At 74.6% G+C, this 24,702-nt stretch carries 29 protein-coding genes and 1 pseudogene; 13 read left to right on the top strand and 17 right to left on the bottom strand.

Annotated features, from left to right (window positions below; translation table 11 throughout):
• Positions 1-2: 2 nt before the first annotated feature.
• A complete protein-coding gene (locus tag PHY01_RS15965) occupies positions 3-569 on the bottom strand; it encodes a pyridoxamine 5'-phosphate oxidase family protein (protein ID WP_141279504.1) in 567 nt (188 codons plus the stop codon).
• Between the two features lie 47 nt (positions 570-616).
• On the opposite strand from PHY01_RS15965, the gene PHY01_RS15970 reads away from it, so the two are divergent.
• Complete coding sequence (locus tag PHY01_RS15970) at positions 617-1,393, top strand: alpha/beta fold hydrolase (RefSeq protein WP_141279506.1); 777 nt, start codon at positions 617-619, stop codon at positions 1,391-1,393.
• A complete protein-coding gene (locus tag PHY01_RS15975) occupies positions 1,390-1,965 on the top strand; it encodes a hypothetical protein (RefSeq protein ID WP_141279508.1) in 576 nt (191 codons plus the stop codon). The genes PHY01_RS15970 and PHY01_RS15975 overlap by 4 nt, the downstream gene beginning before the upstream one ends.
• Positions 1,966-1,969: 4 nt before the next feature.
• On the opposite strand, the gene map is transcribed toward PHY01_RS15975, so the two are convergent.
• The 8 genes from map to dxr all read right to left on the bottom strand — a co-directional run bounded on the left by map (position 1,970) and on the right by dxr (position 10,323).
• A complete protein-coding gene (gene map / locus PHY01_RS15980) occupies positions 1,970-2,827 on the bottom strand; it encodes a type I methionyl aminopeptidase (RefSeq protein ID WP_141279510.1) in 858 nt (285 codons plus the stop codon).
• A gap of 34 nt (positions 2,828-2,861) precedes the next feature.
• Positions 2,862-3,239 carry a DUF3054 domain-containing protein gene (locus PHY01_RS15985; protein WP_170183833.1) on the bottom strand — a complete coding sequence of 126 codons (378 nt, stop codon included), beginning with the start codon at positions 3,237-3,239 and terminating at the stop codon, positions 2,862-2,864.
• Between the two features lie 61 nt (positions 3,240-3,300).
• Entirely contained in the window at positions 3,301-5,118 is a 1,818-nt protein-coding gene (locus PHY01_RS15990; protein WP_141279513.1) for a penicillin-binding transpeptidase domain-containing protein, read from the bottom strand.
• 73 nt (positions 5,119-5,191) lie between these two features.
• Entirely contained in the window at positions 5,192-6,025 is an 834-nt protein-coding gene (locus tag PHY01_RS15995; RefSeq protein WP_141279515.1) for a GNAT family N-acetyltransferase, read from the bottom strand.
• 76 nt (positions 6,026-6,101) lie between these two features.
• On the bottom strand, positions 6,102-7,244 hold the full coding sequence (gene ispG / locus PHY01_RS16000; protein WP_174824128.1) for a flavodoxin-dependent (E)-4-hydroxy-3-methylbut-2-enyl-diphosphate synthase: 1,143 nt from the start codon (positions 7,242-7,244) through the stop codon (positions 6,102-6,104).
• Positions 7,245-7,364: 120 nt separating this feature from the next.
• On the bottom strand, positions 7,365-7,865 hold the full coding sequence (locus PHY01_RS16005) for a phosphatase domain-containing protein (protein WP_141279517.1): 501 nt from the start codon (positions 7,863-7,865) through the stop codon (positions 7,365-7,367).
• Complete coding sequence (locus tag PHY01_RS16010) at positions 7,862-9,151, bottom strand: M50 family metallopeptidase (protein ID WP_141279519.1); 1,290 nt, start codon at positions 9,149-9,151, stop codon at positions 7,862-7,864. Before PHY01_RS16010 ends, PHY01_RS16005 begins: the two co-directional genes overlap by 4 nt.
• The gene (gene dxr / locus PHY01_RS16015) at positions 9,148-10,323 is read right to left on the bottom strand and encodes a 1-deoxy-D-xylulose-5-phosphate reductoisomerase (RefSeq protein ID WP_141279521.1); all 1,176 of its coding nucleotides are present in this window, start codon (positions 10,321-10,323) and stop codon (positions 9,148-9,150) included. The genes PHY01_RS16010 and dxr overlap by 4 nt, the downstream gene beginning before the upstream one ends.
• A gap of 45 nt (positions 10,324-10,368) precedes the next feature.
• Here dxr and PHY01_RS16020 point away from each other — a divergent pair, with 45 nt between their 5' ends.
• On the top strand, positions 10,369-10,629 hold the full coding sequence (locus PHY01_RS16020; RefSeq protein WP_141279523.1) for a DUF2631 domain-containing protein: 261 nt from the start codon (positions 10,369-10,371) through the stop codon (positions 10,627-10,629).
• Between the two features lie 7 nt (positions 10,630-10,636).
• Positions 10,637-11,605: a non-homologous end-joining DNA ligase LigD gene (locus PHY01_RS16025; RefSeq protein WP_141279525.1), complete on the top strand. Its 969-nt coding sequence runs from the start codon at positions 10,637-10,639 to the stop codon at positions 11,603-11,605.
• Positions 11,606-11,608: 3 nt separating this feature from the next.
• Here PHY01_RS16025 and PHY01_RS16030 read toward each other — a convergent pair whose 3' ends face one another.
• The 3 genes from PHY01_RS16030 to PHY01_RS16040 are packed head-to-tail and all read right to left on the bottom strand — an operon-like array spanning position 11,609 to position 13,429.
• Positions 11,609-12,109, bottom strand: coding sequence for a TetR/AcrR family transcriptional regulator (locus tag PHY01_RS16030; RefSeq protein WP_170183834.1), 501 nt, complete (start codon positions 12,107-12,109; stop codon positions 11,609-11,611).
• Positions 12,110-12,119: 10 nt separating this feature from the next.
• Entirely contained in the window at positions 12,120-12,449 is a 330-nt protein-coding gene (locus PHY01_RS16035; protein WP_141279529.1) for a DMT family transporter, read from the bottom strand.
• A gap of 53 nt (positions 12,450-12,502) precedes the next feature.
• The gene (locus PHY01_RS16040) at positions 12,503-13,429 is read right to left on the bottom strand and encodes an SDR family NAD(P)-dependent oxidoreductase (protein WP_141279530.1); all 927 of its coding nucleotides are present in this window, start codon (positions 13,427-13,429) and stop codon (positions 12,503-12,505) included.
• A gap of 97 nt (positions 13,430-13,526) precedes the next feature.
• Between PHY01_RS16040 and PHY01_RS16045 the strand changes: the two genes are divergently transcribed.
• A complete protein-coding gene (locus PHY01_RS16045) occupies positions 13,527-14,084 on the top strand; it encodes a TetR/AcrR family transcriptional regulator (protein WP_246085939.1) in 558 nt (185 codons plus the stop codon).
• Positions 14,085-14,118: 34 nt separating this feature from the next.
• On the opposite strand, the gene mug is transcribed toward PHY01_RS16045, so the two are convergent.
• Positions 14,119-14,679, bottom strand: a complete 561-nt coding sequence (mug, locus tag PHY01_RS16050; RefSeq protein ID WP_218030186.1) for a G/U mismatch-specific DNA glycosylase — start codon at positions 14,677-14,679, stop codon at positions 14,119-14,121.
• Positions 14,680-14,785: 106 nt separating this feature from the next.
• Between mug and PHY01_RS28365 the strand changes: the two genes are divergently transcribed.
• From PHY01_RS28365 to PHY01_RS16070, 5 genes are all read left to right on the top strand, one after another.
• Positions 14,786-16,699 (top strand): AAA family ATPase, encoded by a 1,914-nt coding sequence (locus PHY01_RS28365; protein WP_440590669.1) that lies wholly within the window; start codon positions 14,786-14,788, stop codon positions 16,697-16,699.
• A gap of 72 nt (positions 16,700-16,771) precedes the next feature.
• Positions 16,772-17,044: a YdhR family protein gene (locus PHY01_RS28235; RefSeq protein WP_141279725.1), complete on the top strand. Its 273-nt coding sequence runs from the start codon at positions 16,772-16,774 to the stop codon at positions 17,042-17,044.
• Positions 17,041-18,090, top strand: coding sequence for a class I SAM-dependent methyltransferase (locus PHY01_RS16065; RefSeq protein WP_246085940.1), 1,050 nt, complete (start codon positions 17,041-17,043; stop codon positions 18,088-18,090). Before PHY01_RS28235 ends, PHY01_RS16065 begins: the two co-directional genes overlap by 4 nt.
• Positions 18,091-18,100: 10 nt before the next feature.
• Positions 18,101-18,229 (top strand): hypothetical protein, encoded by a 129-nt coding sequence (locus PHY01_RS27985; RefSeq protein ID WP_281283647.1) that lies wholly within the window; start codon positions 18,101-18,103, stop codon positions 18,227-18,229.
• Between the two features lie 96 nt (positions 18,230-18,325).
• The gene (locus PHY01_RS16070) at positions 18,326-19,393 is read left to right on the top strand and encodes an ATP-dependent DNA ligase (RefSeq protein ID WP_141279536.1); all 1,068 of its coding nucleotides are present in this window, start codon (positions 18,326-18,328) and stop codon (positions 19,391-19,393) included.
• Between the two features lie 309 nt (positions 19,394-19,702).
• Here PHY01_RS16070 and PHY01_RS28115 read toward each other — a convergent pair whose 3' ends face one another.
• From PHY01_RS28115 to rlmN, 3 genes and pseudogenes are all read right to left on the bottom strand, one after another.
• Entirely contained in the window at positions 19,703-20,245 is a 543-nt protein-coding gene (locus tag PHY01_RS28115; protein WP_307723975.1) for an alpha/beta hydrolase family protein, read from the bottom strand.
• Positions 20,246-20,342: 97 nt separating this feature from the next.
• Positions 20,343-20,696: pseudogene (locus PHY01_RS28120) on the bottom strand (alpha/beta fold hydrolase); the annotation flags it as partial.
• Positions 20,624-21,730, bottom strand: coding sequence for a dual-specificity RNA methyltransferase RlmN (rlmN, locus tag PHY01_RS16080; RefSeq protein WP_141279538.1), 1,107 nt, complete (start codon positions 21,728-21,730; stop codon positions 20,624-20,626). The pseudogene PHY01_RS28120 and the gene rlmN, both read right to left, overlap by 73 nt.
• Between rlmN and PHY01_RS27990 the strand changes: the two genes are divergently transcribed.
• From PHY01_RS27990 to PHY01_RS16090, 3 genes are all read left to right on the top strand, one after another.
• The gene (locus PHY01_RS27990; RefSeq protein WP_281283648.1) at positions 21,729-21,860 is read left to right on the top strand and encodes a hypothetical protein; all 132 of its coding nucleotides are present in this window, start codon (positions 21,729-21,731) and stop codon (positions 21,858-21,860) included. The genes rlmN and PHY01_RS27990 overlap by 2 nt on opposite strands.
• Before the next feature lie 73 nt (positions 21,861-21,933).
• The gene (locus PHY01_RS16085) at positions 21,934-22,737 is read left to right on the top strand and encodes a hypothetical protein (RefSeq protein ID WP_141279540.1); all 804 of its coding nucleotides are present in this window, start codon (positions 21,934-21,936) and stop codon (positions 22,735-22,737) included.
• Positions 22,734-24,137, top strand: coding sequence for a multicopper oxidase family protein (locus PHY01_RS16090; protein WP_218030187.1), 1,404 nt, complete (start codon positions 22,734-22,736; stop codon positions 24,135-24,137). Before PHY01_RS16085 ends, PHY01_RS16090 begins: the two co-directional genes overlap by 4 nt.
• On the opposite strand, the gene PHY01_RS16095 is transcribed toward PHY01_RS16090, so the two are convergent.
• Entirely contained in the window at positions 24,128-24,664 is a 537-nt protein-coding gene (locus tag PHY01_RS16095; protein ID WP_141279542.1) for a hypothetical protein, read from the bottom strand. The two genes, PHY01_RS16090 and PHY01_RS16095, sit on opposite strands and share 10 nt — an antisense overlap.
• Positions 24,665-24,702: the final 38 nt, after the last annotated feature.

Raw genomic sequence — 24,702 nt, forward strand, 5'->3', positions numbered from 1 at the left:
CCCTAGCGGGACGGGAGCCCCGGCAGGCCGTCGATGCTCGTCGCGTTGCGCGTGGCGTGGTAGGTGGCGATCCGGTCGGAGCCGCGGGTCTCGGCCCAGGCGTCGAGCAGGCCGCGCTCCTCCACCAGGTCCATGCGCGGCACCGCGTAGCCGCAGGCGTCGGCGACCCGGGACACGTCGACGGTGATCACGGCCCGGGTCTGCGGCCGCCTGCTCTCCCCCGCCGCCCCGAACGGTGCGACCACCTCGGCGAAACCGGGGTCGGCCGCGAAGACCACCCCGCCGGTGCCGTGCAGGCGCACGATCCTGGGCCCACCGTCGAACGCGCAGAACATGACGCAGATGCGCCCGTTCTCGCGCAGGTGGGCGATGGTCTCGACCCCGCTGCCGGTGAGGTCGAGGTAGGCGAACGTGTGGCGGTCGACCACGCGGAAGGTGCCGATCGTGCCCTTCGGCGAGAGGTTGACAAGCCCGTCGCCGTTGAGCGGGGCGGTGGCGACGAAGAACAGCGGCTGCCTCTCGATCCAGGCCGTCATCCGCTCGTCGATGTCGTCGTAGATCTTCGCCACGCGTTTCACGGTCGCATCCGCGGGCCCCGGCCGTCCAGGATGTCGGGGTGATCACGACCTTCGTCCTCGTCCCCGGCGCCTTCTGCAACGGGACGGCCTGGTCGCCGCTGGTGCGCGAGCTGACGCTGCGGGGCCACCGTGCCCTCGCCGTCGACCTGCCCGGTCACGGCCCGACCGCCCGCGTCCCCGACGGTGGCAGCGCGCTCGCCGGCGTCGGGACCGCCGACGACGTGGCCGCCGTGCGCGCGGTCGTCGAGCGTGCGGCGCGCAACGGGCCGGTGGTGCTGGTCGGCACGAGCCGCGGCGGGCTGACGGTCACCGCCACGGCGAACGCGGTGCCCGATCAGCTCGCCCGCGCCGTCTACGTCTCCGCGTGGTGCTGCACGGCGCCGCGCACGAGCTACGACGGCGTCGGCGAGAGCCTGCTGGACCCGCTCCTGGGCGGCCTGCTGTCCGCCGACCCGGTCGCGCTCGGTGCGCTGCGCGTCGCCTGGCCCACCTCCGGGGAGGTCTTCGACGGGCTGCACCGCGCCCTGCTCGCCGACGGCACCCCTGACGAGCTGCGCGGCTACCTCGCGACGATGGACACCGACGAGTCGCTGCACATCGACGAGGAGGCGGTCCGGCTGCGCGCCGGCGCCGCGGTGCCGCGGACGTACGTGCGGCTCACCGGGGACCGGGCGCTGCCGCTCGCGCGCCAGGACCGGTTCGTCGCCGACGCCGACGCCGCCTTCCCGGACCACCCGTTCACCGTGCACGACCTCGACAGCAGCCACATCGGGTTCCAGCTGCGCCCCGAAGGCCTGGCGGACCTGCTCACGTGACGCTCCTCCGCAGCGCCGACGTCTCCGCCGCCGACTGGGTCGTCCGCTCCCCCGTCCCGGAGGGGCGGCTGATCACCCTGGGCCCGGCCGGCTTCGCCGCGTCCGCCCGGCTGCGCTTCGTGCCCGACCCCACGGGCCCGGGGCAGGAGGAGGGCGACGTCGAGGTCCCCGACGACCACCCGTCCGACATCGCGCAGGTGCGGCGCGCGCTGCACGTGCTCGCCCCGTTCACCGCCACGCCCGGTGACTGCTGGTTCTGCGCCTGGGAGGGCTATTCGGACCTGCCGCTCCCGCCCGGCCCGCTGGTGGAGCTCCCGACGCGGCGCTACGGCCTGTTCCGCGGAACGCTCGACGCCGTCGACACGTGGGCGGCCGACCTCGGCGCACCCGGCACTGCGTGGCCGCCCGCGTTCGTGTGGCCACACGACCGGGCCTGGTGCGTCACGAGCGACGTCGATCCGCACTGGGCCGGAATCGGTGCCTCGGCGGCCGCGATCGAGGCACTGCTGCACGACACCGGGCTCGACGTCGTGCCGGTGCGGCCCGGCGAGGTGCCGCCGACGTACTACTGATCGCTCACGGGAGCGTGAGGATCTCCGCACCGTCGGCGGTGACCAGGATCGTGTGCTCGAACTGCGCGGTGCGCGAGCGGTCCTTCGTCACCACGGTCCAGCCGTCGGACCAGATGTCGTAGTCGATCGAGCCGAGGGTGATCATCGGCTCGATCGTGAACGTCATGCCCTCCTCGAGCACGATGTCGACGTCGGGCTCGTCGTAGTGCAGCACCACGAGCCCGCTGTGGAAGCTGCGGCCGATGCCGTGGCCGGTGAAGTCGCGGACCACGCCGTAGCCGAAGCGCTTGGCGTAGGACTCGATGACGCGCCCGACGACGTTGAGCTCGCGGCCCGGGCGCACCGCCTTGATCGAGCGCAGCATCGCCTCGCGGGTGCGCTCGACGAGCAGCCGGCTCTCCTCGTCGACGTCGCCGGCCAGGAAGGTGGCGTTGGTGTCGCCGTGGACGCCGCCGACGTAGCCGGTGACGTCGATGTTGACGATGTCGCCGTCCTGGATGACCGTCGTGTCCGGGATGCCGTGGCAGATCACCTCGTTGAGGCTGGTGCAGCAGGACTTCGGGAAGCCCTTGTAGCCCAGCGTCGAGGGGTAGGCGTCGTGGTCGAGCAGGTACTCGTGCACCACGGCGTCGACCGCGTCGGTGGTGACACCGGGCGCGACGACCGCGCCCCCGGCGGCGAGCGCCTGCGCGGCGATCCGGCCCGCGTGGCGCATCAGCTCGATGGTCTCGGCGTCCTGCACCCACGGCTCGGTGCTGCGCGCCGGGGCCTTCTTGCCGACGTACTCCGGCCGCGGGATGTGCGCGGGGACCGGGCGGATCGGGGTGGGCGTGCCGGGGGTGAGCAGCGTGCGGGTGGACATGACGTCCAGTGTAGGTCGGGCGCGGGGGTGGGGCTCAGGGCACGCGGTGAGCGGCGCGCCGGGCCACGACCAGCGACAACGCCCGCCACCCGAGCAGCAGCACCGCCAGCGAGAGCGCCGTCACGACCGCGAAGGAGACCGGCAGCCGGCCGGTGAAACCCGCGCGCAGGGCCAGCCCGACGACCACCGCCCCGGCCAGCACGACGGCGCCGGCCCGCAGCCCCGACGGGTCGGCGCGCACCACCGGCGTGGCCCATGCCGCCCCCACCCCGACCGCGAACGGCGCGAGCGTGACCAGCAGGCCCCACAGGTCGCCGGACTCGGCGTGGTTGACCCGGCCCACGGCGGCGAACACCACCACCGCGACGAGGTCGGCGGCGAGGGCGAGCGCGGGGATCCGGCTGCGCGGCACGGGTCCCAGGATAGGACGGCGGGCCGGGCGCGGCCACCGCCCGCGACCAGGGGTGGCGCGGTCAGGGGGTGGCGGCGAGGAACCGCGCGGCCGCCTCGACCGCCGGGGCCGACGATCCGCCGTCGACGACCAGCACCGCCAGCGCGACGTCGCCGCGGTAGCCCACGAACCAGCCGTGCGCGCGGCCGTCGTCGGTGAACTCCGCGGTGCCCGTCTTGCCGTGGACCTCCCCGAGCCCGGCCAGCGCCGTCGCCGACCCCTCGGTGACGACGGCGCGCATCATCGGGCGCACGGCCGCGAGCACCGCGGGGTCGGGCGCCGCCGGGGGCACCAGCTGCTCGGTGGGCTCCCCGTCGATCAGCTCCGGCACGACCGCCGCGCCGCGGGCGACGGTGGCCGCCACCAGTGCCATGCCGAACGGGCTGGCCAGCACCTGGCCCTGTCCGAAGCCGTTCTCGGCACGCTGTACCTCGGCCTGCGCCACGGGTACCGATCCGGTGATCGTGGTCAGCGCGGGCACGGCGTAGTCGGCGCCCAGGCCGAGCGTCAGCGCCGCGGCGGGCAGGGCGCCGGGGGCCAGCTGCGCGCCGATCTGCGCGAAGGTGGTGTTGCAGGAGCGCGCGAAGGCGGTGCGCAGCGGCACCGTGCCGAGGTCGAACAGGTCGATGTTGGGCACCGGCCGGCCACCGATCGTCAGCGTCCCCGGGCAGGCGACGGGGGCGTCGGGTGTCAGCCCGTCCTCGGCGATCCCCGCGGCCGCGGTCACGATCTTGAAGGTCGAGCCGGGCGGGTAGCGGCCGGTCAGCGCGAGCGCGCCCTCGGCGTCGGCGGGACCGTTCTGGGCGACGGCCAGCACGTCCCCCGTCGACGGGGCGATCGCCACCAGCATCGCCTGCTGCGGGATCGGCTCGACGGCGTCCTCGGCGGCGGTCTGCAGCCTGCGGTCGAGACCGGTGGCCACCGTCGAGCCGGGCCGCGGCGGCGTCTCCGCGAGGACCGTGACGTCGCTGCCCGCGCCGTCGACGACCCGCACCGACCAGCCGTCGACGCCGTCGAGCTGCGGCGCGACGTGCGTGCGGACCGCGGGCAGCACCTGCCGCCCGAACGCGGCGTCGGGGGCGAGCAGGCGCTGGGCCGTGGTGAACCGGACGCCGGGCAGCTCGTAGATGGCGTCGCGCACCGAGTGGTAGTCGCGCTCGCGCAGCACCGCGACCGAGTAGACCTGGCCGTCCGGGGTGCGCGCGGCACCGTCGGTGATCGAGGACTGCGTGATCGACGGGTCGAGCGGGCCCAGCGCCGCGGCGAGCGCACCGGTGACGGCCGGGAGGTCGCCCGCGGCGGTGCGGTCGAGCAGCACCGAGACCACGGGCGTGGGCTCCAGCAGCGGCGCCCCGTTCCGGTCGACGACGGGCGCGGGCGGTGGGGTCTCGGTGCGCAGGGCCAGGCGCTGGCCCGCGCCCAGCTGCGGGTGCACGACGGTCGGCCTCCAGAGCACCCGCCAGCCGGGACCGTCGTCGGCGGGCCGGCCGGGCGTGCGGGTGAGCTCCAGCTCCCCGAGGTAGCTCCAGGTGCGGCCCTGCCCCAGGTCCCAGGTGACGTCGACCGACGCCGTCGCCCGGTCGGTGGCGGTGCGGACCTGCGCCGGTGTCGCGGTCAGCCCCTGCGGCGCCAGTGCGGCGCGGGTCGCGGTGAGCAGCTCCGTGGCCGCGGCCGGGTCGTCGGTCAGCGCCGCGGCACCCGCGGCGTCACCCGCGCTCCAGGCGGCCAGGAACCGTTCGACGGCCTCCTCCGGCCCGCCCCCGCCGAACAGGCCGCAGCCCGCGGTGGTGCCGAGCACCGCCGCCGTCAGGAGGAGGGCGAGGGCACGGCGGGCTGGCACGACCGCGAGTATGCCGAGCGGGCCGCGGACGCGCCCGCGCACCTCCGCCAGAAGAGGCCGCCGGAACAGGCCGTCAGAACAGGATCGTGGAGAAGCTGGCGATCTGGGTGAACCCGATGCGCGTGTAGGACGCGCGGGCGACGTGGTTGAAACCGTTGACGTACAGGCTCGACACCCGGTTCATCCCCGCCAGCCGCTCGACGACCGCCGCGGTGCCGGCCGTGCCGAGGCCGTGCCCGCGGCACGCGGGGTGCACCCAGACCCCCTGGATCTGGCCCACGCGGCTCGACAGCGCACCGATCTCGGCCTTGAACACCACCTGGTCGCCCTCGAAGCGGGCGAACGCGCGGCCCGCCGACACCAGCTCGGCGACCCGGGCCCGGTAGCCCGCGCCCCCGTCGCCGGCGCGGGGGTCGACGCCGACCTCCTCGATGAACATGGAGATGGCGGCGGGGAGGTAGCGGTCGAGCTCGTCGGGGCGCACCGGGCGCACGGCCGGGTCAGGGGTCACCGAGGGCGGCCCGGGCAGCACCATCAGGGGCTGGTCGGCGCGCACCTCGCGGGCGGGCGCCCAGTGCGGCGCCAGCTCCTCCCACAGCGGCATCACCAGCTCCGCGCGGCCCACGATCGAGGAGCAGGAGCGCCCGTGCCGACGCGCGCGGTCGGCGAAGCTGCGGATGGCCGGGCGCTCCCCGCGCAGCGGCACGAGGTTGGCCCCGGAGAAGCACAGCCCGTCGTGCCGCGATCCCGACGCCCACACCTCGCCGCCCAGGCGCCACGGGTCGAGCCCGGCCACCTCGACCCGCGCGGCGACCATGCAGGAGGCCACCGGATCCGCGTCGAGCGCGGCGCGGACGACCGGCCGGTCCCGGTCGTCGAGAAGCCGGGCGCCGGCGACTCTGAGCACCTGTCTACGGTGCCATACCGGAGCCCCGATGCCCACGGCGGATCCGCCGCCCGACGATCGCCGCGGCGAGCCCCGCTCAGCCGACCGACACCTCGGGTGCCCCGTCGCCCTCCATCGTCTCGGCCAGCTTCATGGCCTCCTCGATGAGCGTCTCGACGATCGCGTGCTCGGGCACGGTCTTGATCACCTCGCCCTTGACGAAGATCTGCCCCTTGCCGTTGCCCGACGCCACGCCCAGGTCCGCCTCGCGGGCCTCCCCCGGGCCGTTCACGACGCAGCCCATGACGGCGACGCGCAGCGGCACCTCCATGCCCGTCAGCCCGGCCGTGACCTCGTCGGCGAGCTTGTAGACGTCGACCTGGGCGCGCCCGCACGACGGGCAGGACACGATCTCCAGCTTGCGGGGGCGCAGGTTGAGCGACTGCAGGATCTGCGCGCCGACCTTCACCTCCTCGACGGGCGGGGCCGAGAGCGAGACGCGGATCGTGTCGCCGATGCCCTGGCGCAGCAGCGCCCCGAACGCGACGGCGGACTTGATCGTGCCCTGGAACGCCGGACCGGCCTCGGTGACGCCCAGGTGCAGCGGGTAGTCGCACTGCTGCGCGAGGATCTCGTAGGCGCGGACCATCACGACCGGATCGTTGTGCTTCACCGAGATCTTGATGTCGTGGAAGTCGTGCTCGGCGAACAGGCCCGCCTCCCACATCGCCGACTCGGCCAGCGCCTCGGGCGTGGCCTTGCCGTACTTCTCCATCAGCCGCTTGTCGAGGCTGCCCGCGTTGACGCCGATCCGGATCGGCGTGCCCCGGTCCTTCGCCGCGGCCGCGATCTCCTTGACCTGGTCGTCGAACTTGCGGATGTTGCCTGGGTTGACGCGCACCGCGGCGCACCCGGCGTCGATGGCGGCGAAGACGTACCGAGGCTGGAAGTGGATGTCGGCGATCACCGGGATCTGCGACTTGGCCGCGATGGCCGGCAGCGCGTCGGCGTCGTCCTGGCTCGGGCAGGCGACGCGCACGATGTCGCAGCCGGCCGCGGTGAGCTCGGCGATCTGCTGCAGGGTGGCGTTGACGTCGGAGGTCAGGGTGGTGGTCATCGACTGCACCGAGATGGGGTGCTCGGACCCGACACCGACGGTCCCCACCTGCAGCTGACGGGTCTTCCGGCGCTCCGACAGCGTCGGCGCGGGAGGAGCGGGCATGCCCAGGGAGACGGTCACGACCCCCAGTATCCCCCGCGGCGTCGGCGGCCGCCGCCCACCGTGTCGGGAAGCACCCCCTTTGCTCTGCGCACCTCGGCGCATCGCGGTGCGTGGAGGTACGCAGAGCAAAGGGGCGCGTCAGGTACGCCCCTGCCGCTCCTGCGCCCGCTGCAGCGTCGACGAGTGCGGCAGCCAGGTGGCCAGCTCCACCGGCCAGCCGTCGGCCTCCAGCACCGCGACGACGGCCGGGTCGTCGTCGAGCACCGACACGATCTCGCGGGTGGCCGAGAGCCGCCGCAGCACCTCGCGCTTCATCCACCGCGCGGGGCGGTGGTCGTCGTCGCGGCGCATGACCAGCGGCCCGGTCGGCAGGTCGTGGCGGTCGAGCCAGCGCTCGGTGAGCCGGCGTGTGCGCTCGGGGCGGCCGGTCAGGTAGAGCACGTCGTGGTCGAGCAGGGCGGCGCGCAGGCGGTCGGCGCCCTCCGCCAGCAGGGGGTCGCGGTCCGCGGCCTGGAAGAACCGCTCCCAGCGCTGCGGCCGGGCCCGCAGGTGGTGCAGCCGGTGGGTGACGTCGGCCAGCACCCCGTCGACGTCGAACACCGCCAGCGGGCGGAGATCCCCCTCGGGGGCGGCGCTCACTGGAACAGCCGCACGGGGTTGATCACGTCGGCGACCAGCAGCAGCCCGCTCCACACGATGAACACCATGGCCACGACGTAGGCCACCGGCATCAGCCTCGCCACGTCGACCGGCCCGGGATCGGGCTTCCCGCGCAGCTTCCAGATCCGCTTCTTCACCGCCTCCCAGGCGGCCGGGAAGATCTGCCCGCCGTCGAGCGGGGGGATCGGGAGGAGGTTGAACAGGAACAGCGAGATGTTGACGGACGCGAGCAGCATGAGCAGCAGCGACGCCTCGGCGACGAACGGGATCTCCTGCGCCAGGACCTCCCCGCCGATCCGCGACACACCGACGATGCCGATCGGGCCGTCGACGTCGCGCTCCTCGCCCAGGAACACCGACCCGAACAGGCTCGGCACCCGCGAGGGCAGCTCGGCGATCGCCTGCCCGGTGCGGCCGACGACGTCCCCGATCTCGACGAACACCGCGCCGAGCCCGAGCCGCTCGTAGTCCGAGACCAGGCCGATGCCGAGGAAGCTGCCCTGCACGAGCGTGCTCGGGTCGTCGACCGACGACACCAGGTTGCTGATCGGCGTGGCGGCCAGGTCGAGGCGCTGCCCGTCGCGCAGGACCGTGACCGTGATCGGGCCGGAGGACCGCTGGATCGCGGCGCGCAGGTCGTCGCCACCGAACCGCTCGAAGGGCTGCCCGTTCAGCGCGACGATCTCGTCGCCCGCGCGGAACCCGGCGAGCGCGGCCGGGGTGGGCGGGGCGCCGACGGGGCACGTCTGCGTGGTGGAGTCCGCGGGCAGGACGCACTCGCTCACCGCGCTCACGGTGGTGGTGCCGTTGAACTGGCCGATGCCCATGAGCAGGATCGCGAACAGCACGACCGCCAGGATCAGGTTCATGATCGGACCCGCGGCCATCACCACGATCCGCTTCCACGGCGCGCGCAGGTAGAACTGCCGGTGGGCGTCCTCGGGGCGCACGTCGAGCTGGGACTGCGCGCGGACGTCGTCGATCATGCCCTGGAACGGGCCCGAGCGGCGGCTGCGCCCCAGCGTCTCGCCGGGGGCGGGCGGGATCATGCCGATCATGCGGATGTAGCCGCCGAGCGGGATCGCCTTGAGGCCGTACTCGGTCTCGCCGCGCTTGACCGACCAGATGGTCTTCCCGAAGCCGACCATGAACTCCGGCACCTTGATGCCGAACCAGCGGGCGGTGACGAAGTGGCCCAGCTCGTGCCAGGCCACCGAGATCAGGATCCCGACGAAGAAGATCAGGATCCCCAGCACGAACATCATGTCGTCACTCCGGTGGCCTCACGGGCGTGCGCCCGGGCCCAGTCCTCCGCCGCCAGCACGTCGTCCACGCTAGCGGGGTCGGCGGTCCAGGCGTCGGCGGCGTCGAGCACGCGGTCGAGCAGGTCGGTGATGCCGGTGAACGGCAGCGCGCCCGCCACGAACGCGGCCACCGCCTCCTCGTTGGCCGCGTTGAGCACCGCGGGCAGGCAGCCGCCCGCCTCCCCGGCGCGGCGGGCCAGCCGGACCCCGGTGAACGCGTCCTCGTCGAGCGGCTCGAACTCCCAGGTCTGCGGCGCGGCCCAGGTGCAGGGCGGTGCCGCGCCCGCCAGGCGCTCCGGCCAGCCCAGCGCGAGCGCGATCGGCAGCGTCATGTCCGGGGGGCTGGCCTGCGCCAGCGTCGAGCCGTCGACGAAGGTGACCATCGAGTGCACGATCGACTGGGGGTGCACCACGACGTCGATCCGGTCGTAGGGCACGTCGAACAGCAGGTGCGCCTCGATCAGCTCCAGACCCTTGTTGACGAGGGTGGCGGAGTTGATGGTGATCACCGGGCCCATCGCCCAGGTCGGGTGGGCCAGCGCCTCGTCGACGGTGACGCCCGCCAGCTCCTCACGGGTGCGGCCGCGGAACGGGCCGCCCGACGCCGTCAGCACCAGCCGCGCCACCTCCTCGGCCCGGCCGCCGCGCAGGCACTGGGCCAGCGCGGAGTGCTCGGAGTCGACCGGAACGATCTGCCCGGGTGCGGCCGCGCCCGTGACGAGCGCGCCGCCGGAGACCAGCGACTCCTTGTTGGCCAGCGCGAGCGTGGCCCCGGACCCCAGCGCGGCCATCGTCGGACCGAGGCCGACCGAGCCTGTGATGCCGTTGAGGACGATGTCGGCGCCCGCGCCCGCGGTCAGGTCGGTGGCCGCGGCGGCACCGGAGAGCACCTCGACCCCGCGCAGCCCGGCACCCGGCAGCGCCCGGCGCAGCGCGGCCGCGGCCTCGGCGTCGGCCACCGCGACCGCGCGGACGCCGTGACGGCGGATCTGCTGCAGCAGCAGCGTGACGTCGCCCCCACCGGCGGCCAGACCGGCCACGGTGAACCGGTCGGGGTGGGCGTCGAGCAGGTCGAGCGCCTGCGTGCCGATCGAACCGGTGGAACCCAGCACGAGCACGGATCGGGTGTTCATCACCGCTCATCATCCCCGCCGCGGTGTTGTGCCAGGATGTGCCCCATGGCGAGTGACTCCCGTGAGCTGGCGCAGCGGACCGCGGTCGACCCCGACGAGGAGCCGTCGGCCGAGTGGGGCTGGCACGGCGAGTTCCCCAAGGGCGCGCTGATCGCCGGCTGGGTCTCCACCGCGATCGTCTTCGTCATGCTGATCGGCAACCACACCGGCCGCACCGAGGACATCTGGCTCATCGGGGTGGGCGTCGCGATGGCCGCCGTGCTGATCGCGCACTCGCTGCGCAAGCGCAACGCCTGGCGCCGGTAGGTGGGCCCTGACGTCGAAGAGCGAGGCGGTCGAGCTCGCCGTCGGTGACCGCACCGTCCGGCTGAGCAACCCCGACCGCGTCTACTTCCCCGCTCGCGGGGAGACCAAGCTCGATCTCGCGCGGTACTACCTCGCCGTCTCCGACGGCATCGTGCGCGCCCTGCGCGACCGGCCGTGCATGCTGCACCGCTTCCCCACCGGCGTCACCGGGGAGAAGGTGCACCAGAAGCGGCTGCCCCGCGGGGCGCCCGACTGGGTCGAGACCGTGCGCGTGCACTTCCCCCGCTGGAACCGCACCGCCGACGAGCTGTGCGTCCAGCATCCCGCCGACGTCGTGTGGGCGGTCCAGATGTCCACCGTGGAGTTCCACCCGTGGAACTCCCGGCGCGGGCACGTCGAGCAGCCCGACGAGTGGCGCATCGACCTCGACCCGATGCCCGAGGCGTCCTACGACGACGTGCGGCGCGTGGCGCACGTCGTCCACGAGGTGCTCGACGAGCTGGGCGCGACCGGGTTCCCGAAGACCTCCGGTGGCTCCGGGATGCACGTCTACGTGCGGATCCCGCCCGAGCACGGCTTCGCCGACGTCCGGCGCTCGGCGCACGCGTTCGCCCGCGAGGTCGGCAGGCGCTGCGACCTGGTGGACCTGACCTGGTGGCGCAAGGACCGCGATCCCGCGTCGGTGTTCGTCGACTACAACCAGAACGCCCGCGACCACACCATCCGCAGCGCCTACTCGGTGCGCGGGGTGCCCGAGGCCGTCGTGTCCACCCCGATCCGCTGGGACGAGGTCGACGACGCCGACCCGCGCGACTTCACGATCGCGACGGTGCCCGCCCGGTTCGTCGAGCTGGGCGACCTGCACGCCGGCATCGACGACGCGCCGTTCTCCCTGGCCCCGCTGCTGGACTGGGCCGACCGCGACGCCCACGAGGGCGCCGAGGAACCGCCCGAGCCCCAGGACCTCGACGCGTAGCGCTCACGAGGCCAGGTGGGCCAGCACCACCCGCACGTCCGGCAGGTCGACGCCGGTCGAGGCCCGCAGGAACAGCCCGTCCAGCGCGGCGGCGAACGCCGTGGCGCGGTCCGGGGCGAGCCGGGCGGCCACGGCGTCGAGCGCCCCCCACCACCGGTCCAGCTCGGGCCGCAGCTCCGGCCGCCGCGCGGACAGCAGGTAGAGCTCGAACTCCGCCAGGCCCTCGTCCCCCGTCGGGCTCCCCCGCACCATGACGGCGAGCGCGTCCAGGGCCGCGGACCGGTCGGCGGGCAGGTCCTGCAGGGCGCCCACCCACCGGTCGTTGACGTCGCGCAACGCGGCGACCAGCAGGTCGTCGACGGTCGGGAAGTAGTACAGGACCGCGCTGGGCGCCACCCCCGCCTCGGCCGCGACGGCCCGCTGGGTGACGGCGACGGCACCCGCCCGGCCGACGAGCCGCAGCGTGGCGTCGAGCAGCAGCCGCCTGCGCCGCTCCCCCTTCACCCGCCGCCCGTCAGGCACCGTGCGGCGCCCCGCCCAGCTCCAGCGCGAGGACCCCGGCGATCACCAGACCGATGCCGCCCACCTGGACCCAGGTCAGCCCCTCCCCGAGGAACGCCGCCCCGATCAGCGCGATGAGCGCCACCCCGGCCGCCGCCCACACCCCGTACGCGACGCCGAGCACCATCCCCCGCGCCAGCGCCTGCGACAGCGCGTAGAACGCGAAGCCGTACCCCAGCGCCACGACGATCGACGGGACGAGGCGGGTGAAGCCCTCGGAGAAGCGCAGCGCCACCGTGCCCATCACCTCGGCCGCGATCGCCCCGGCCAGCCAGAACCACATCCCGCACCTCCACCGGAGACAGAAAACTGAGCATCTGCTCCAGATTCTGCCACTCAGGCCAGGGTGCGCACCGACTCGTCCCAGAGCCGGGCCGCCGCCTCCGGGTCGAGGGCGTGCGCGGCGACCCCGGTGCGGGATCCGGGCCGGCTGGAGCCCGCCTCCGCGCAGTCCTCGAAGTAGCGCCCGCTCACCCCGGCCACCGACGGCGACGCCGCCAACAGCACCGAGGTGGCCGCGCCCTGGGCCGGGGTCTTCCAGCGCACCGGCCCCGCCGTCCGCCCCAGCTCCGGCTGGGCGAGGTGGCGCTGCAGCCGGGTGCGGATGCCGCCGGGCATCACGGCGTTGGCGACGATCCCGTCGTCGACCCAGCGGCGGGCCGCCTCCACCGCGAACAGGACGTTCGCCGTCTTGGACTGGGCGTAGGCGATGGACGGCACGTACGGCCGGGTCAGGTAGTGGACGTCGTCGAACACGATCGGCGAGCGCAGGTGCGCACTCGAGCTGACGGACACGATCCGCGCGTCCCCGGCCGCAGCGAGGGCGAGGTGCAGGCCGGTGGCCAGCGCGAAGTGCCCGAGATGGTTGGTCGCGAACTGCAGCTCCCATCCCTCGCGGGTGCGCAGCTCCGGGGTGGCCATGACGCCGGCGTTGTTCACCAGCATGTGCAGCGGGCCGTCCCAGGTGCGGACGAACGAGGCGATCGAGGCCTGGTCGGTGAGGTCCAGCGGCGCGACGAGGACATGGTCGTTGCCGGTGGACGCCACGATGTCGGCGGCGGCCCGCACGCCCGCGTCGACGTCCCGGACGGCGATCGTGACGTCGGCGTTCGCGGCCGCGAGCGCGCGGGCCGTCTCGATCCCGATTCCGGAGGAGCCGCCGGTGACGATCGCGCGGCGGCCGGTGAGGTCGACGTCCGCCACGATCTCGGCGGCGCCGGAGATGGCGGTGAAGGGGGTGGTGACACGGGATGCGGTGGTCATGTCCCGTTCCTCTCGTGGCCGGTAGGCTCGAAGCGGAGGAACCTCCGCTACCTTCCGTTCAAACGGAGGGGCCTCCGGATGATTCCGAGGAGCAGCTGTGACGCCCGCCACACACCCGATGCGCGCCGACGCGCGGCGCAACCGCGAGCGCGTGCTCACCGCGGCTGCCCGCGCGTTCGCGCAGCGGGGTCCGGACGCCACCCTGGAGGGGATCGCGAAGGACGCCGGGGTCGGCATCGGCACGCTCTACCGGCACTTCCCCACCCGGGACGCGCTGGTCGAGGCCGTGTACCGCAACGAGGTCACCCGGCTGTGCGGCGCCGCGTCCGACCTGCTCGCCCAGCTGCCCACCGACCGCGCGCTGCGCGTGTGGATGGACCGGTTCGTCGACTACATGACCACCAAGCGCGGCATGGGCGACGCCCTGCGCGCCCTGGCCGCGGCCGGTGACAACCCGTTCGCCGCCAGCCGCGAGCGCATGGTCGAGGCCCTGTCGTCGCTGCTCGGCGCGGGGGCCGCGGCCGGCACGCTGCGCGACGACGTCGAACCGGCCGACGTGCTCGCGAGCGTCAGCGGCATCGGCCTCGCCGCGGCCGAACCGGCCCAGGCCGCGCGCATGCTCGACCTCCTGATGGACGGACTCCGGAAGCCGTGACGGGCCCTGTGTGACGGTGCTGTCCGGCTGAGGCCTATGCGCCCGTGGCGGCGCGCAGCCGGGCGAACTCGTCGGCCATGGCGGCCGGCGTCCAGTGCGCGTTGAGCCCGCTCGGGTTGGGCAGCACCCACACCCGCGTGCCGCCCCACGGCTCGTCCTGCGGCCCGATCACGGCCCGGCGGGCGCCGAACGCCGTGCGGTACGCCGTGACGCCGACGACCGCCAGCCACCCCGGCGCGCGCTCCGCGACCAGCGCCCGCAGGCGTGCACCCCCGGCGACGATCTCCGCGGCGCCCAGCTCGTCGGCGCGGGCGGTGGCGCGCGCGACCAGGTTGGTGAGGCCCAGGCCGAGCCCGGCCAGCTCGCCCTGTTCCGCGGGCGCGAGCTGCCGCGGGGTGAAGCCGGAGCGGTGCAGCACCGGCCAGAACCGGTTGCCGGGGCGGGCGAAGTGGTGCCCGGTGGCGGCCGAGACCAGGCCCGGGTTGATGCCGCAGAACAGGACGCGCAGCGGCGGGTCGTCGGGTCCGGGGAGGACGTCGGGGATCGTCAGCGCGCGGGCGGCCTGCAGGTCGGACGGGCTGGGCTTCGGGGCCACCCGGCCGATCCTGCCACCGCCGGACGGCCCCTTCCCACGGCGACACCTGTTCCGGCCGGGGCGTCCGGCCTACCCTGACCGGCTCGCCACAGAGGGGACGTGGACGATGACGCGCACGATCGCCGAGCTTCTCGTGGAGCGCGCCGCGGACGGGTTCGTCGGCCGCCACCGGGAGCTCACGGCCCTGTCCTCCGCCATCGGTGCGGCCGAGCCGCCGTTCGTGGCCGCGTTCGTGCACGGCCCGGGGGGCATCGGGAAGTCCCGGCTGCTGCACGCGGTCCTCGCCGCGACCGGGCCGGGCGTGCGCTCGATCGTGCTCGACGGCCGCGACGTCGAGCCGACTCCGCGGGGGCTGCGGAGCGCGCTCGGCCGGGCCCTCGGACTCACGGAGGCCGAACCCGGGACGGCCGCGATCGCGGCGGCGGTCGCAGCCGATCCCCGGCGCACGGTCCTCGCGATCGACACCTACGAGGTGCTCGGCCTGCTCGACACCTGGCTGCGCACCGCCTTCCTGCCCGCGCTCCCCGCATCGGTCGTCACCCTGTTCGCAGGCCGCGACCGGCCGAGTGCCCTCTGGCACACCACCCCCGGCTGGACGGACCTCGTCGCGGACTTCCGGCTCACCCCGCTCGCCCCGGACGACGCACTGCACCTGCTGCGCGCCCGCGGTCTCGACGAGCCGCTCGCCCACCGGGCCAACGACTTCGCCCGGGGACACCCGCTGGCGCTCGTCCTGGCCGCCGCGCGCCTGCGCGCCGACCCGGGCGCCTCCCCCGCACCGACCGGGCTGCTGGACGGCTTCCTCGGGCCGCTGCCCGCCGGGACCGTGCCCGTGGTGGAGGCGGCGTCCACGGTGCGCCGGGTGACCGAGCCGATCCTGCGCGCCGTCCTGGACGTCGACGACGCCCGCAGCGCCTTCGACACCCTGCGCGCGCTTCCGTCCACCGAGCCCGGAGCCGACGGGCTGCTGCTGCACGACGTCGTCCGCGACACCGTCGGGCAGGAGCTCGCCGTCCGCGACCCGGACGCCCGGCGGGCCTACCGCCGCCGCGCCGCCCGGTTCTTCACCGACCGGGCCGGGACCGGGGGCGGGAACCTGTGGCAGGTCACCGCCGACCTCATGTTCCTGATCGAGAACCCGGTGGTGCGCGACGCGTGCTTCCCGAGCACCCGGCCGGGGTTCACCGTCGAGCCGGCGCGGCCGGAGGACGGTCCGGCCATCGACGCGATCACCGCCCGGCACGAGACACCGGACGCCGCGGCCGCGCTCGGACGCTGGTGGGCCCGCCATCCCGAGACGTTCGCGGTGGCCCGTGACGCCGACCGCAGCGTGGCGGCCTTCGTCCAGATCGCCGAGCGCGGGACCGTCGACCCGGCCCTGCTCGACGCCGACCCGATCGCCCGGCCGTGGCTCGACCACCTCGCCGCCGCCCCGCCCGACCGCGACGACCGGGTGCTGTTCATGCGCCGCTGGCTCGGTCGCGACTCCGGTGAGCTGCGCTCGCCCGCGGTGTCGGCGTGCTGGCTCGACGTGAAGCGCGTCTACATGGAGCTGCGGCCGCGGCTACGCCGCCTGTACTCGTCGGTGGTCGACCTGTCGCAGCTCGGACCGATCTTCCTGCCCCTCGGCTTCGCCCCGGTCGGGGCGCCGGTCGGGCCGCACCAGCCGGTGTGGCTGGACTTCGGGCCCGGCAGCGTCGACGGCTGGCTGGGCCGGTTAGTCGACACCGAGACGTCGGGCGACCCCCCCCACCCCGGGCACCGGGCTGACCCCGCGGGAGCTCGACGTGCTGCGACTGCTCGCCCACGGCCGCTCCAACCGCGACATCGGGGCACAGCTGTTCATCAGCGAGAAGACGGTGGGCCGGCACGTCTCCACCATCTTCACCAAGCTCGAGGTGCACACCCGCGCGGAGGCGGCCCGGATCGCGGCCGAGCGGGGGCTCACCTGAGCGCCTACAGCATCCGGGCCACCGGATGGCGTGATCGCCCGATGCGACGGGGGCGGCGGCCGACCTAGCGTCGCCCGCATGCACACACTCCTGATCACCTTCCGGCTCGTCGACATGACCGATGCCCGCTACCGCGAGGTCTGCGCCGAGCTCGCACCCGCGTTCGCGAGCAGCCCGGGCTGCTCGCGAAGATCTGGCTCACCGACCCCGGGGCCACCCGGTACGGCGGGGTCTACCTGTTCACCGACGACGCCGCCGCGGACGCGTTCCTGGCGTCCGCGCTGTACCGCACCGTCCGCTCCTTCCCGCACTTCACCGACATCGACGTACGACGGTTCGGGGTCGACGAGGAGACCACCCGCCGCACCCAGCCGGGCCTCCCGGTCGTGACGCCGGTGGGGGCGCCGACATGACGCTGGACCAGGGCGTGCTCGACGCGTTCCTCGACCGGTTCGTCGGTGACCTCGGGGCCACGGCCGCCGCCGGATCCGTCGTGATCGGCCACCGACTCGGCCTGTACCGGGCGCTGGCCGAGGGGCCCGCCTCCCCCGCAGAGCTGGCCGACCGCACCGGCACCCAGGTCCGCCCGGTCACCGAGTGGCTGCGCGGACAGGCCGCGGGCGGCTACGTGACCCATGGCGACGGCGTCTTCCGGCTGACCGAGGAGCAGGCGTTCTGTCTCGCCGACCCGGACGGCCCGGTGTACCTGCCGGGCGCGTTCCTGTTGGCCCTGGGCGCGCTGCGGGCGGAGCGCCGGATCACCGACTCGTTCCGGACGGGCACCGGGATGGGATGGCACGCCCACGATCCGGACGTGTTCCTGGGTTGCGACGCGTTCTTCCGGCCGGGCTACCTGGCGAACCTCACGTCGTCCTGGATCCCGGCGCTCGACGGCGTCGATGCCGCACTGCGCGCCGGGGGCCGGGTCGCGGACGTCGGGTGCGGGCTCGGGGCCAGCTCGGTGCTGATGGCGCAGGCCTACCCGCGGGCGTCCGTGTCCGGGTCGGACTACCACGACGAGTCGATCGGCATGGCCGCCGAGCGCGCCGCGGAGGCCGGGCTCGCCGACCGGGTGCGGTTCGAGGTCGCCGCGGCCACCACGTTCTCCGGCACCGGCTACGACCTCGTCACCACGTTCGACTGCCTGCACGACATGGGCGATCCCGTCGGCGCCGCCCGGCACATCCGCGACGCGCTGGCCGACGACGGCTGCTGGCTGCTCGTCGAGCCCACCGCGGGTGACGACCTGGCGGCGAACACCCATCCGATCGGTCGCATGTACTACGGATTCTCGACCTTGCTGTGCGTCCCGAACGCGCTCGCACAGCACGGCGACCGCGCACTGGGCACCCAGGCCGGGCCGCGGGCGCTGGAGGAGGTCGCCCGCGAGGCCGGCCTCACCCGCTTCCAGCGGGTGCTGTCCACCCCGTTCAACGACATCTACGACGTCAGACGCTGAGGAGATCACCATGAACGACCTGCTGAACGGCCTGTCCGGGGTACGCACGACGATCGCGGACGCGCTGCGCGCGTGCGAGGCGGACCCGGGGGTGCTCGCCGCGCACCTCGCGATCTGCATCCTGAAGACCACGATCTGACACCAGGATCTGACACCGCGATCCGACACCGCGATCCGACACCGCGATCCGACGACCGGGTCCCACGGGCGCCGCCGACCGTGCACTATGGCGCCCGTGGACCTGCCCGTCATGCCGCCGGTGAAACCCATGCTGGCCAAGCCCGTGGCCGCCATCCCCGACGGCCAGCTCTACGAACCGAAGTGGGACGGCTTCCGCTCGATCATCTTCCGCGACGGCGACGACGTGGAGATCGGCAGCCGCAACGAGAAGCCGATGACGCGGTACTTCCCGGAGGTCGTCGAGGCGGTGAAGGCGAACTTCCCGGACCGGGCGGTGATCGACGGCGAGATCGTGGTGCTCGACCGCGAGCACAACACGCTCGACTTCGAGGTACTGCAGCAGCGCATCCACCCCGCCGCGAGCCGGGTGAAGATGCTGGCCGAGACCACCCCGGCCAGCTTCGTCGCGTTCGACCTGCTGGCCCTGGGCGACGACGACCTCACCGGCCTCCCGTTCGCCGAGCGCCGCGCCGCACTGGAGCGGGCGCTGGGCGGGGCGAAGCCGCCGGTGCACGTCACCCCGCTCACCCGCGACAGCGCGCTCGCCCAGCAGTGGTTCGAGCAGTTCGAGGGGGCCGGGCTCGACGGGCTGATCGCCAAGAAGGCGGAGCAGACCTACCAGCCCGACAAGCGCGTCATGGCCAAGATCAAGCACGAGCGCACCTGCGACTGCGTGGTGGCCGGGTACCGGGTGCACAAGTCCGGGCCGGACGCGATCGGCTCGCTGCTGCTCGGTCTGTTCGACGACCGCGGCGTCCTCGCGTCCGTCGGGGTGATCGGCGCGTTCCCGATGGCCCGGCGCCGGGAGCTGTTCGACGAGCTGCAGCCGCTGGTCACCACGTTCGACGACCACCCGTGGGCGTGGGCGAGGCAGGAGGAGGGCGAGCGCACCCCACGCAAGGGCGAGGGCAGCCGCTGGAACAACGGCAAGGACCTCTCGTTCACACCGCTGCGGCCCGAGCGGGTGGTCGAGGTGCGCTACGACTACATGGAGGGCGTGCGGTTCCGGCACACCGCCCAGTTCGTCCGCTGGCGTCCCGACCGCACCCCGGAGTCGTGCACCTACGCGCAGCTGGAGCAGGCCGTCGACTTCGACCTGGCGGAGGTCCTCGGGCTGGGGTGATCAGCGGCCGGGGACCGGCCTTCGCCGGCGCCGCCCGGTGCGCCACCGAACGCGACGTCGCCGGGTCGATGCGCGCGAACTCCTCGGCGGGCGCAGCTCCCACCCACCCCACCGGCGCCGGGGCCCACCTCGGCCCGCGGAGCCCGGCTGCCCGCCATGATCGCCACAAGTGGGGGAAAGGTGCCATCCGTGACCGCTCTGCACCACTCATGGCGATCATGACCCGGTCCTCGGGCCCGCTCGCCGCCGCAGCCGGTGCTGCTCGCCGTGCCGTCGGATCACCTCGTCCGGCGACGACGTCGTCGTCCCTCAGCTCCCCGCGAAGCGGGCCAGCGCCGCGCGGATCAGGCGGCCGGACTCGGCGTTGCCCAGGTGCCCGGCGTCCTCGACGACGTGCAGCTCCGCCCCCGGCCACGCCCGGGCCAGCTCCCAGGCGGTGGTGAGCGGGCCACCGAGGTCGAGGCGGCCGTGGACCAGCACGCCGGGGACGCCGGCCAGCCGACCCGCCTCGCGGATCAGGACCCCCTCCTCCAGGAACGCCCCGTGCGAGAAGTAGTGGGCGCACAGCCGGGTCAGGGCGAGCAGGTCGGGCCCGGGGCGCGGGGTGAAGACCGGCCGCCCACCCGGCTCGAGCGCGAGGATCGCGTCCTCCCACGTCGCCCAGGCCAGCGCGGCCCGCTCCCGCACACCGGCGTCCGGGTCGGCGAGCAGCCGGGCGTAGCCGCCGAGCAGGTCCTCGTCGTCGTGATGCGCGCGGAACGCGGCCCACTCCCGCGGCAGGAACCGGCCGACGCCGCGGTAGAGCCAGTCGATCTCGCTGCGCCGGGTCGTGGTGACCGCGACCAGCACCATCGCGCGCACCCGCTCCGGGTGGGCCTGGGCGTAGGCCGGCGAGCGTCGAGCCCCACGAGCCGCCGAACACCACCCAGCTCCCGATCCCGAGGTGGCTGCGCAGCCGCTCCAGGTCGGCGACGAGGTGCGCGGTGGTGTTGGTCGCCAGCGAGGTGCCCGGATCGCTCGCGTGCGGGAGCGAGCCGCCGCACCCGCGCTGGTCGAACTGCACGACCCGGTAGCGGTCGGGGTCGAACGAGCGGTGCGTCCCGGTGGGCGCACCCGAGCCCGGGCCGCCGTGCACCACGACCGCAGGGGTGCCCTCGGGGTTGCCGCGGACGTCCCAGCGGATCCGCTGACCGTCGCCGACGTCGAGCAGCCCGCCGTCGTACGGCTCGGTCACGCCTCGGAGGCGGCCAGCTGCCCGCAGGCCGCGGCGATCTCCCGGCCCCGGGTGTCGCGCACCGTGCACGCCACCCCGGCGGCCTCGACGCGCCGCACGAACTCGTCCTGCACCCGGCGCGGGGAGGCGTCCCACTCGCTGCCCGGGGTGGGGTTGAGCGGGATGAGGTTGACGTGCACGCGGTGCTTGCCGATGCGCTGCGCGAGCTTCTTGCCGAGCAGGTCGGCGCGCCACGGGTGGTCGTTGACGTCGCGGATCAGCGCGTACTCGATCGACACGCGCCGCCCGGTGGTCATCGCGTAGCGGCGCGCGGCGTCGAGCACCTCGTCGACCTTCCACCGGTTGTTGACCGGCACCAGGGTGTCGCGCAGCTCGTCGTCGGGGGTGTGCAGCGACACCGCGAGCGTGACGGGCAGGCCCTCGGCGGCGAGCTTGTCGATGGCGGGGACCAGCCCCACCGTCGACACGGTGACGCCGCGCGCGGAGATGCCCAGGCCGTCCGGCGCCGGTGAGGTGATCCGGCGCAGCGCCGCCACCACGCGCTTGTAGTTGGCCAGCGGCTCGCCCATGCCCATGAACACGACGTTCGACAGCCGTGCGGGCGCGCCCAGCGCCCCGTCCCGGGCGGCCGCGGCGGCCTGCCGGACCTGCTCGACGATCTCGCCCGTCGACATGTTGCGTTCCAGCCCGCCCTGGCCGGTGGCGCAGAACGGGCAGGCCATCCCGCAGCCCGCCTGGCTCGACACGCAGACCGTGGCGCGGTCGGGGTAGCCCATCAGCACCGACTCCGCACGGGTGCCGTCGTGGCCCTTCCACAGCGTCTTGCGCGTGGCGCCGTCGTCGCAGGCCTGCTCGAGCACCGGGGTGACCAGCTCGGGCAGCAGCGGACGCAGCACGTCGCGGGCGGCGGGTGACAGGTCGGTCATCGCGTCGACGTCGGCGGTGAACCGGCCGAAGTAGTGCCGCGCGACCTGGTCGGCGCGGAAGCCGGGCAACCCCAGCTCGGCGACGGCGGCGCGGCGCTCGGCGGGATCGAGGTCGGCGAGGTGGCGGGGCGGGAGCGCACGGCGGGGCGCGTCGAAGACGAGCGGGAGGGAAGTCATGACCACTCCAGTGTGCCAGGTGCTGCGCGCCCCGACCGCCGCCCTGCTCGCCGGCTGCGCCACCGGGCCGACCACCGACGCCCGGGGGCCGCCCGTCCGCGTCGACGGCCACACCGTGACCGGACCGTGACCATCCGCCGGTATCGCCGCCCGCGGTCGTCCGCTCCTCCCGACCAGGACGCCGCACCCGAGGAGGAGCCCCGATGACGACCCACCCGACCCGGCGCGGAGCAGCGGTACTGGCCGCCGCCGCCCTGCTCGTGACCCTGGCCGCCTGCGGCGGCGCACCCGCCACCGCCCCGGCCGCCCCCGCACCCGCCCCGGCCGACCGGACCCCGGAGTTCTGCAGCGCTCTGGTGCAGATCGAGTCGGTGTTCGCGAGCTCGCCACCCCCGGAGGCGCTGCCGCCGGAGGCCCTGCAGGGCGTGCTGGCCCAGCAGCTGCAGGCCCTCGGACCGCTGTTCACCACCGCGCAGGAGACCGCGCCCGCGGAGATCAAGGACTCCGTCGACACCCTGGTCGAGACCTCCACGCAGAGCCTGTCCACCGGCGACTTCTCGGGCACCGAGTCCCCCGCGTTCGCCGCCGCCGAGGACGAGGTCGACGCGACGGCGCTGGCCGACTGCGGCTTCGAGGAGACGTCGGTGACCGCCGTCGACTTCGAGTTCCAGGGCCTGCCCGACTCCCTCCCGGCCGGGCAGTCGGCCGTCACGCTGACCAACGAGGGCGAGGACTTCCACGAGATCGTGCTCGCCCGCATCAACGACGACGTCACCCTGCCCGTCGCCGACGTGCTGGCGCTGCCGATGGAGGAGGCGCTGGCCTCGGTGCAGCTCGTCGGCATCGTCTTCGCCGCCCCCGGCGAGAGCGACACCTCCTTCATCGACGCGACGCCGGGCCGCTACGTCGCGGCCTGCTTCCTGCCCGAGGGCACCACCCCGACCACCGAGGGCACCGGCCCGCCGCACTTCACGCTCGGCATGCTCCGCGAGTTCACCGTCGCGTGACGACCCGGCGCCAGTTCCTGCGCCTGGCCGGTCTGGGGGCCGGGCTGGTCGCGCTCGGCGGCTGCGCGGGCGGGATGCCGGCGCCCCCGGGGCTGACGGTGCCGCTGGGTGCCGGCGAGGTCGGGATCGACCTCGCCGGCACCCGGGCCACGACGTGGGGATACGGGGGCACCGTCCCCGGCCCGGAGATCCGGCTGCGGGCCGGCGAGACGCTGCGCGTCCCGCTCACCAACGCCCTGCCCGAGCCGACGACGGTGCACTGGCACGGGATCTCGCTGGTCAACCCGATGGACGGCACGCCGGGACTCACCCAGCCGCCGATCGACCCCGGCGCCTCCTTCGAGTACGCCTTCGCCGTGCCCGACGCGGGGACGCACTGGTACCACGCCCACTCCGGGCACCAGCTCGACCGCGGCCTGTACGGCGCGCTGGTCGTCGAACCCGCCGCGGAGGAGCTGGCCTACGACCGCGAGTACACCCTGCTGCTCGACGACTGGCGCGACGGCCTCGACGCCGCGCCGGCCGGTGGGCACGCCGGGCACGGCTCCCCGCCCGGCGGCTCGGGGGCCTTCGGCGGGACGGACGCCGCCGAGGACCCCGGCGGGCCCGACCGCGTCTCGTTCGGTGGCCGCTCGTACGCACTCATGCTGGTCAACGCCCGGCCCCCGGCCGACCCGGCCATATTCGAGGTGCGCCGCGGCGACCGGGTCCGGCTCCGGGTGGTCAACGCCGCCGCCGACACCGGGTTCCGGTTCGCGATCGACGGCCATCCGCTGACCGTGACCCACAGCGACGGGATGGCGGTGCGGCCGGTCACCGTCGACGCGATCCGGATCGGGATGGGCGAGCGCTACGACGTCCTCGTCGACGCGGCCGTGCCGGGCGCCTGGCAGATCGGCGTGCTCGCCGAGGGCAAGACCGGCTTCGGCCGGGCCGTGCTGCGCCACACCGACGCGCCCGCCACGGCCGCCCCGCCCGCCGACGCCCGTCCCGCCGAGCTCGACGGCCGGCTGCTCACCTACGACGACCTCGTCGCCACCGGCCCGTCCCGGGTCCCGGAGGCCGGGGTCCCCGACCGCACCTACGCGCTGACGCTGCGCGGCACCGACATCGACGTCGCCGGGCTCGCCCCCGGCGAGCCCCTGCCGGTGCACCACGGCGAGTGGGTGCGGGTCACCGTCCGCAACGAGGGCGCCCACCACCATCCGGTGCACCTGCACGGGCACCACTTCCAGCTGACGACCGCCGGGCGGCCCCGCAAGGACACCGCGGTCGTGGCCGCGCGCGGCGGCGAGCTGGCGTTCGACTGGCGCGCCGACAACCCGGGCGAGTGGATGATCCACTGCCACAACCACTACCACATGGAGGACGGGATGATGCGGACGATCAGCTACCGGTAGTGGGTGCCGCGCAGCCGCGCGACCAGGCCGGACCGGTACGCCGACGCGGCCCACAGCAGCGCCCCGGCGCCCAGCCCGACGAGCCCGCGCGGGTAGAGCTGGCCCACCGAGTTCAGCGCCAGGAACGCGCCCAGCGCGGCGAGCAGCAGCAACGCCGCGCCCAGCAGCAGGTAGGTGCGGTCGCCCAGCAGCGACGAGGCCGGCACCAGCAGCGCACCGATCACCCCGAACCCGAGCGGCACCGCCAGCTCGCCGTACGGGGTGAACCCCAGCAGCGCCGAGCAGCCGACGATCGCGATCAGCCCGACCACGGCCAGCCGCAGCAGGCGGCGGCTGCGCCAGCGCTCCATCGGCCGTTCCGCGGCGTCCCGGCTGCCGACGACGACCAGCCACACCGTCACCGCGATCCCGGCGGCCAGCACTACCGTGCCCGTGCCCGCGTCCAGCGCCGAACTCCCCACCAACCACCCGGCACCACCGCCCAGTGCGAGCACCGCGGCGGCGGAGAGCGTGACCGTCCTCGCCATGCTTCTCACGGTATCGCTACGCCCGGCTGTGCCAGTGT

Origin of the sequence: Pseudonocardia hydrocarbonoxydans, assembly GCF_006539565.1 — a bacterium.
Lineage (GTDB): Bacteria > Actinomycetota > Actinomycetes > Mycobacteriales > Pseudonocardiaceae > Pseudonocardia > Pseudonocardia hydrocarbonoxydans.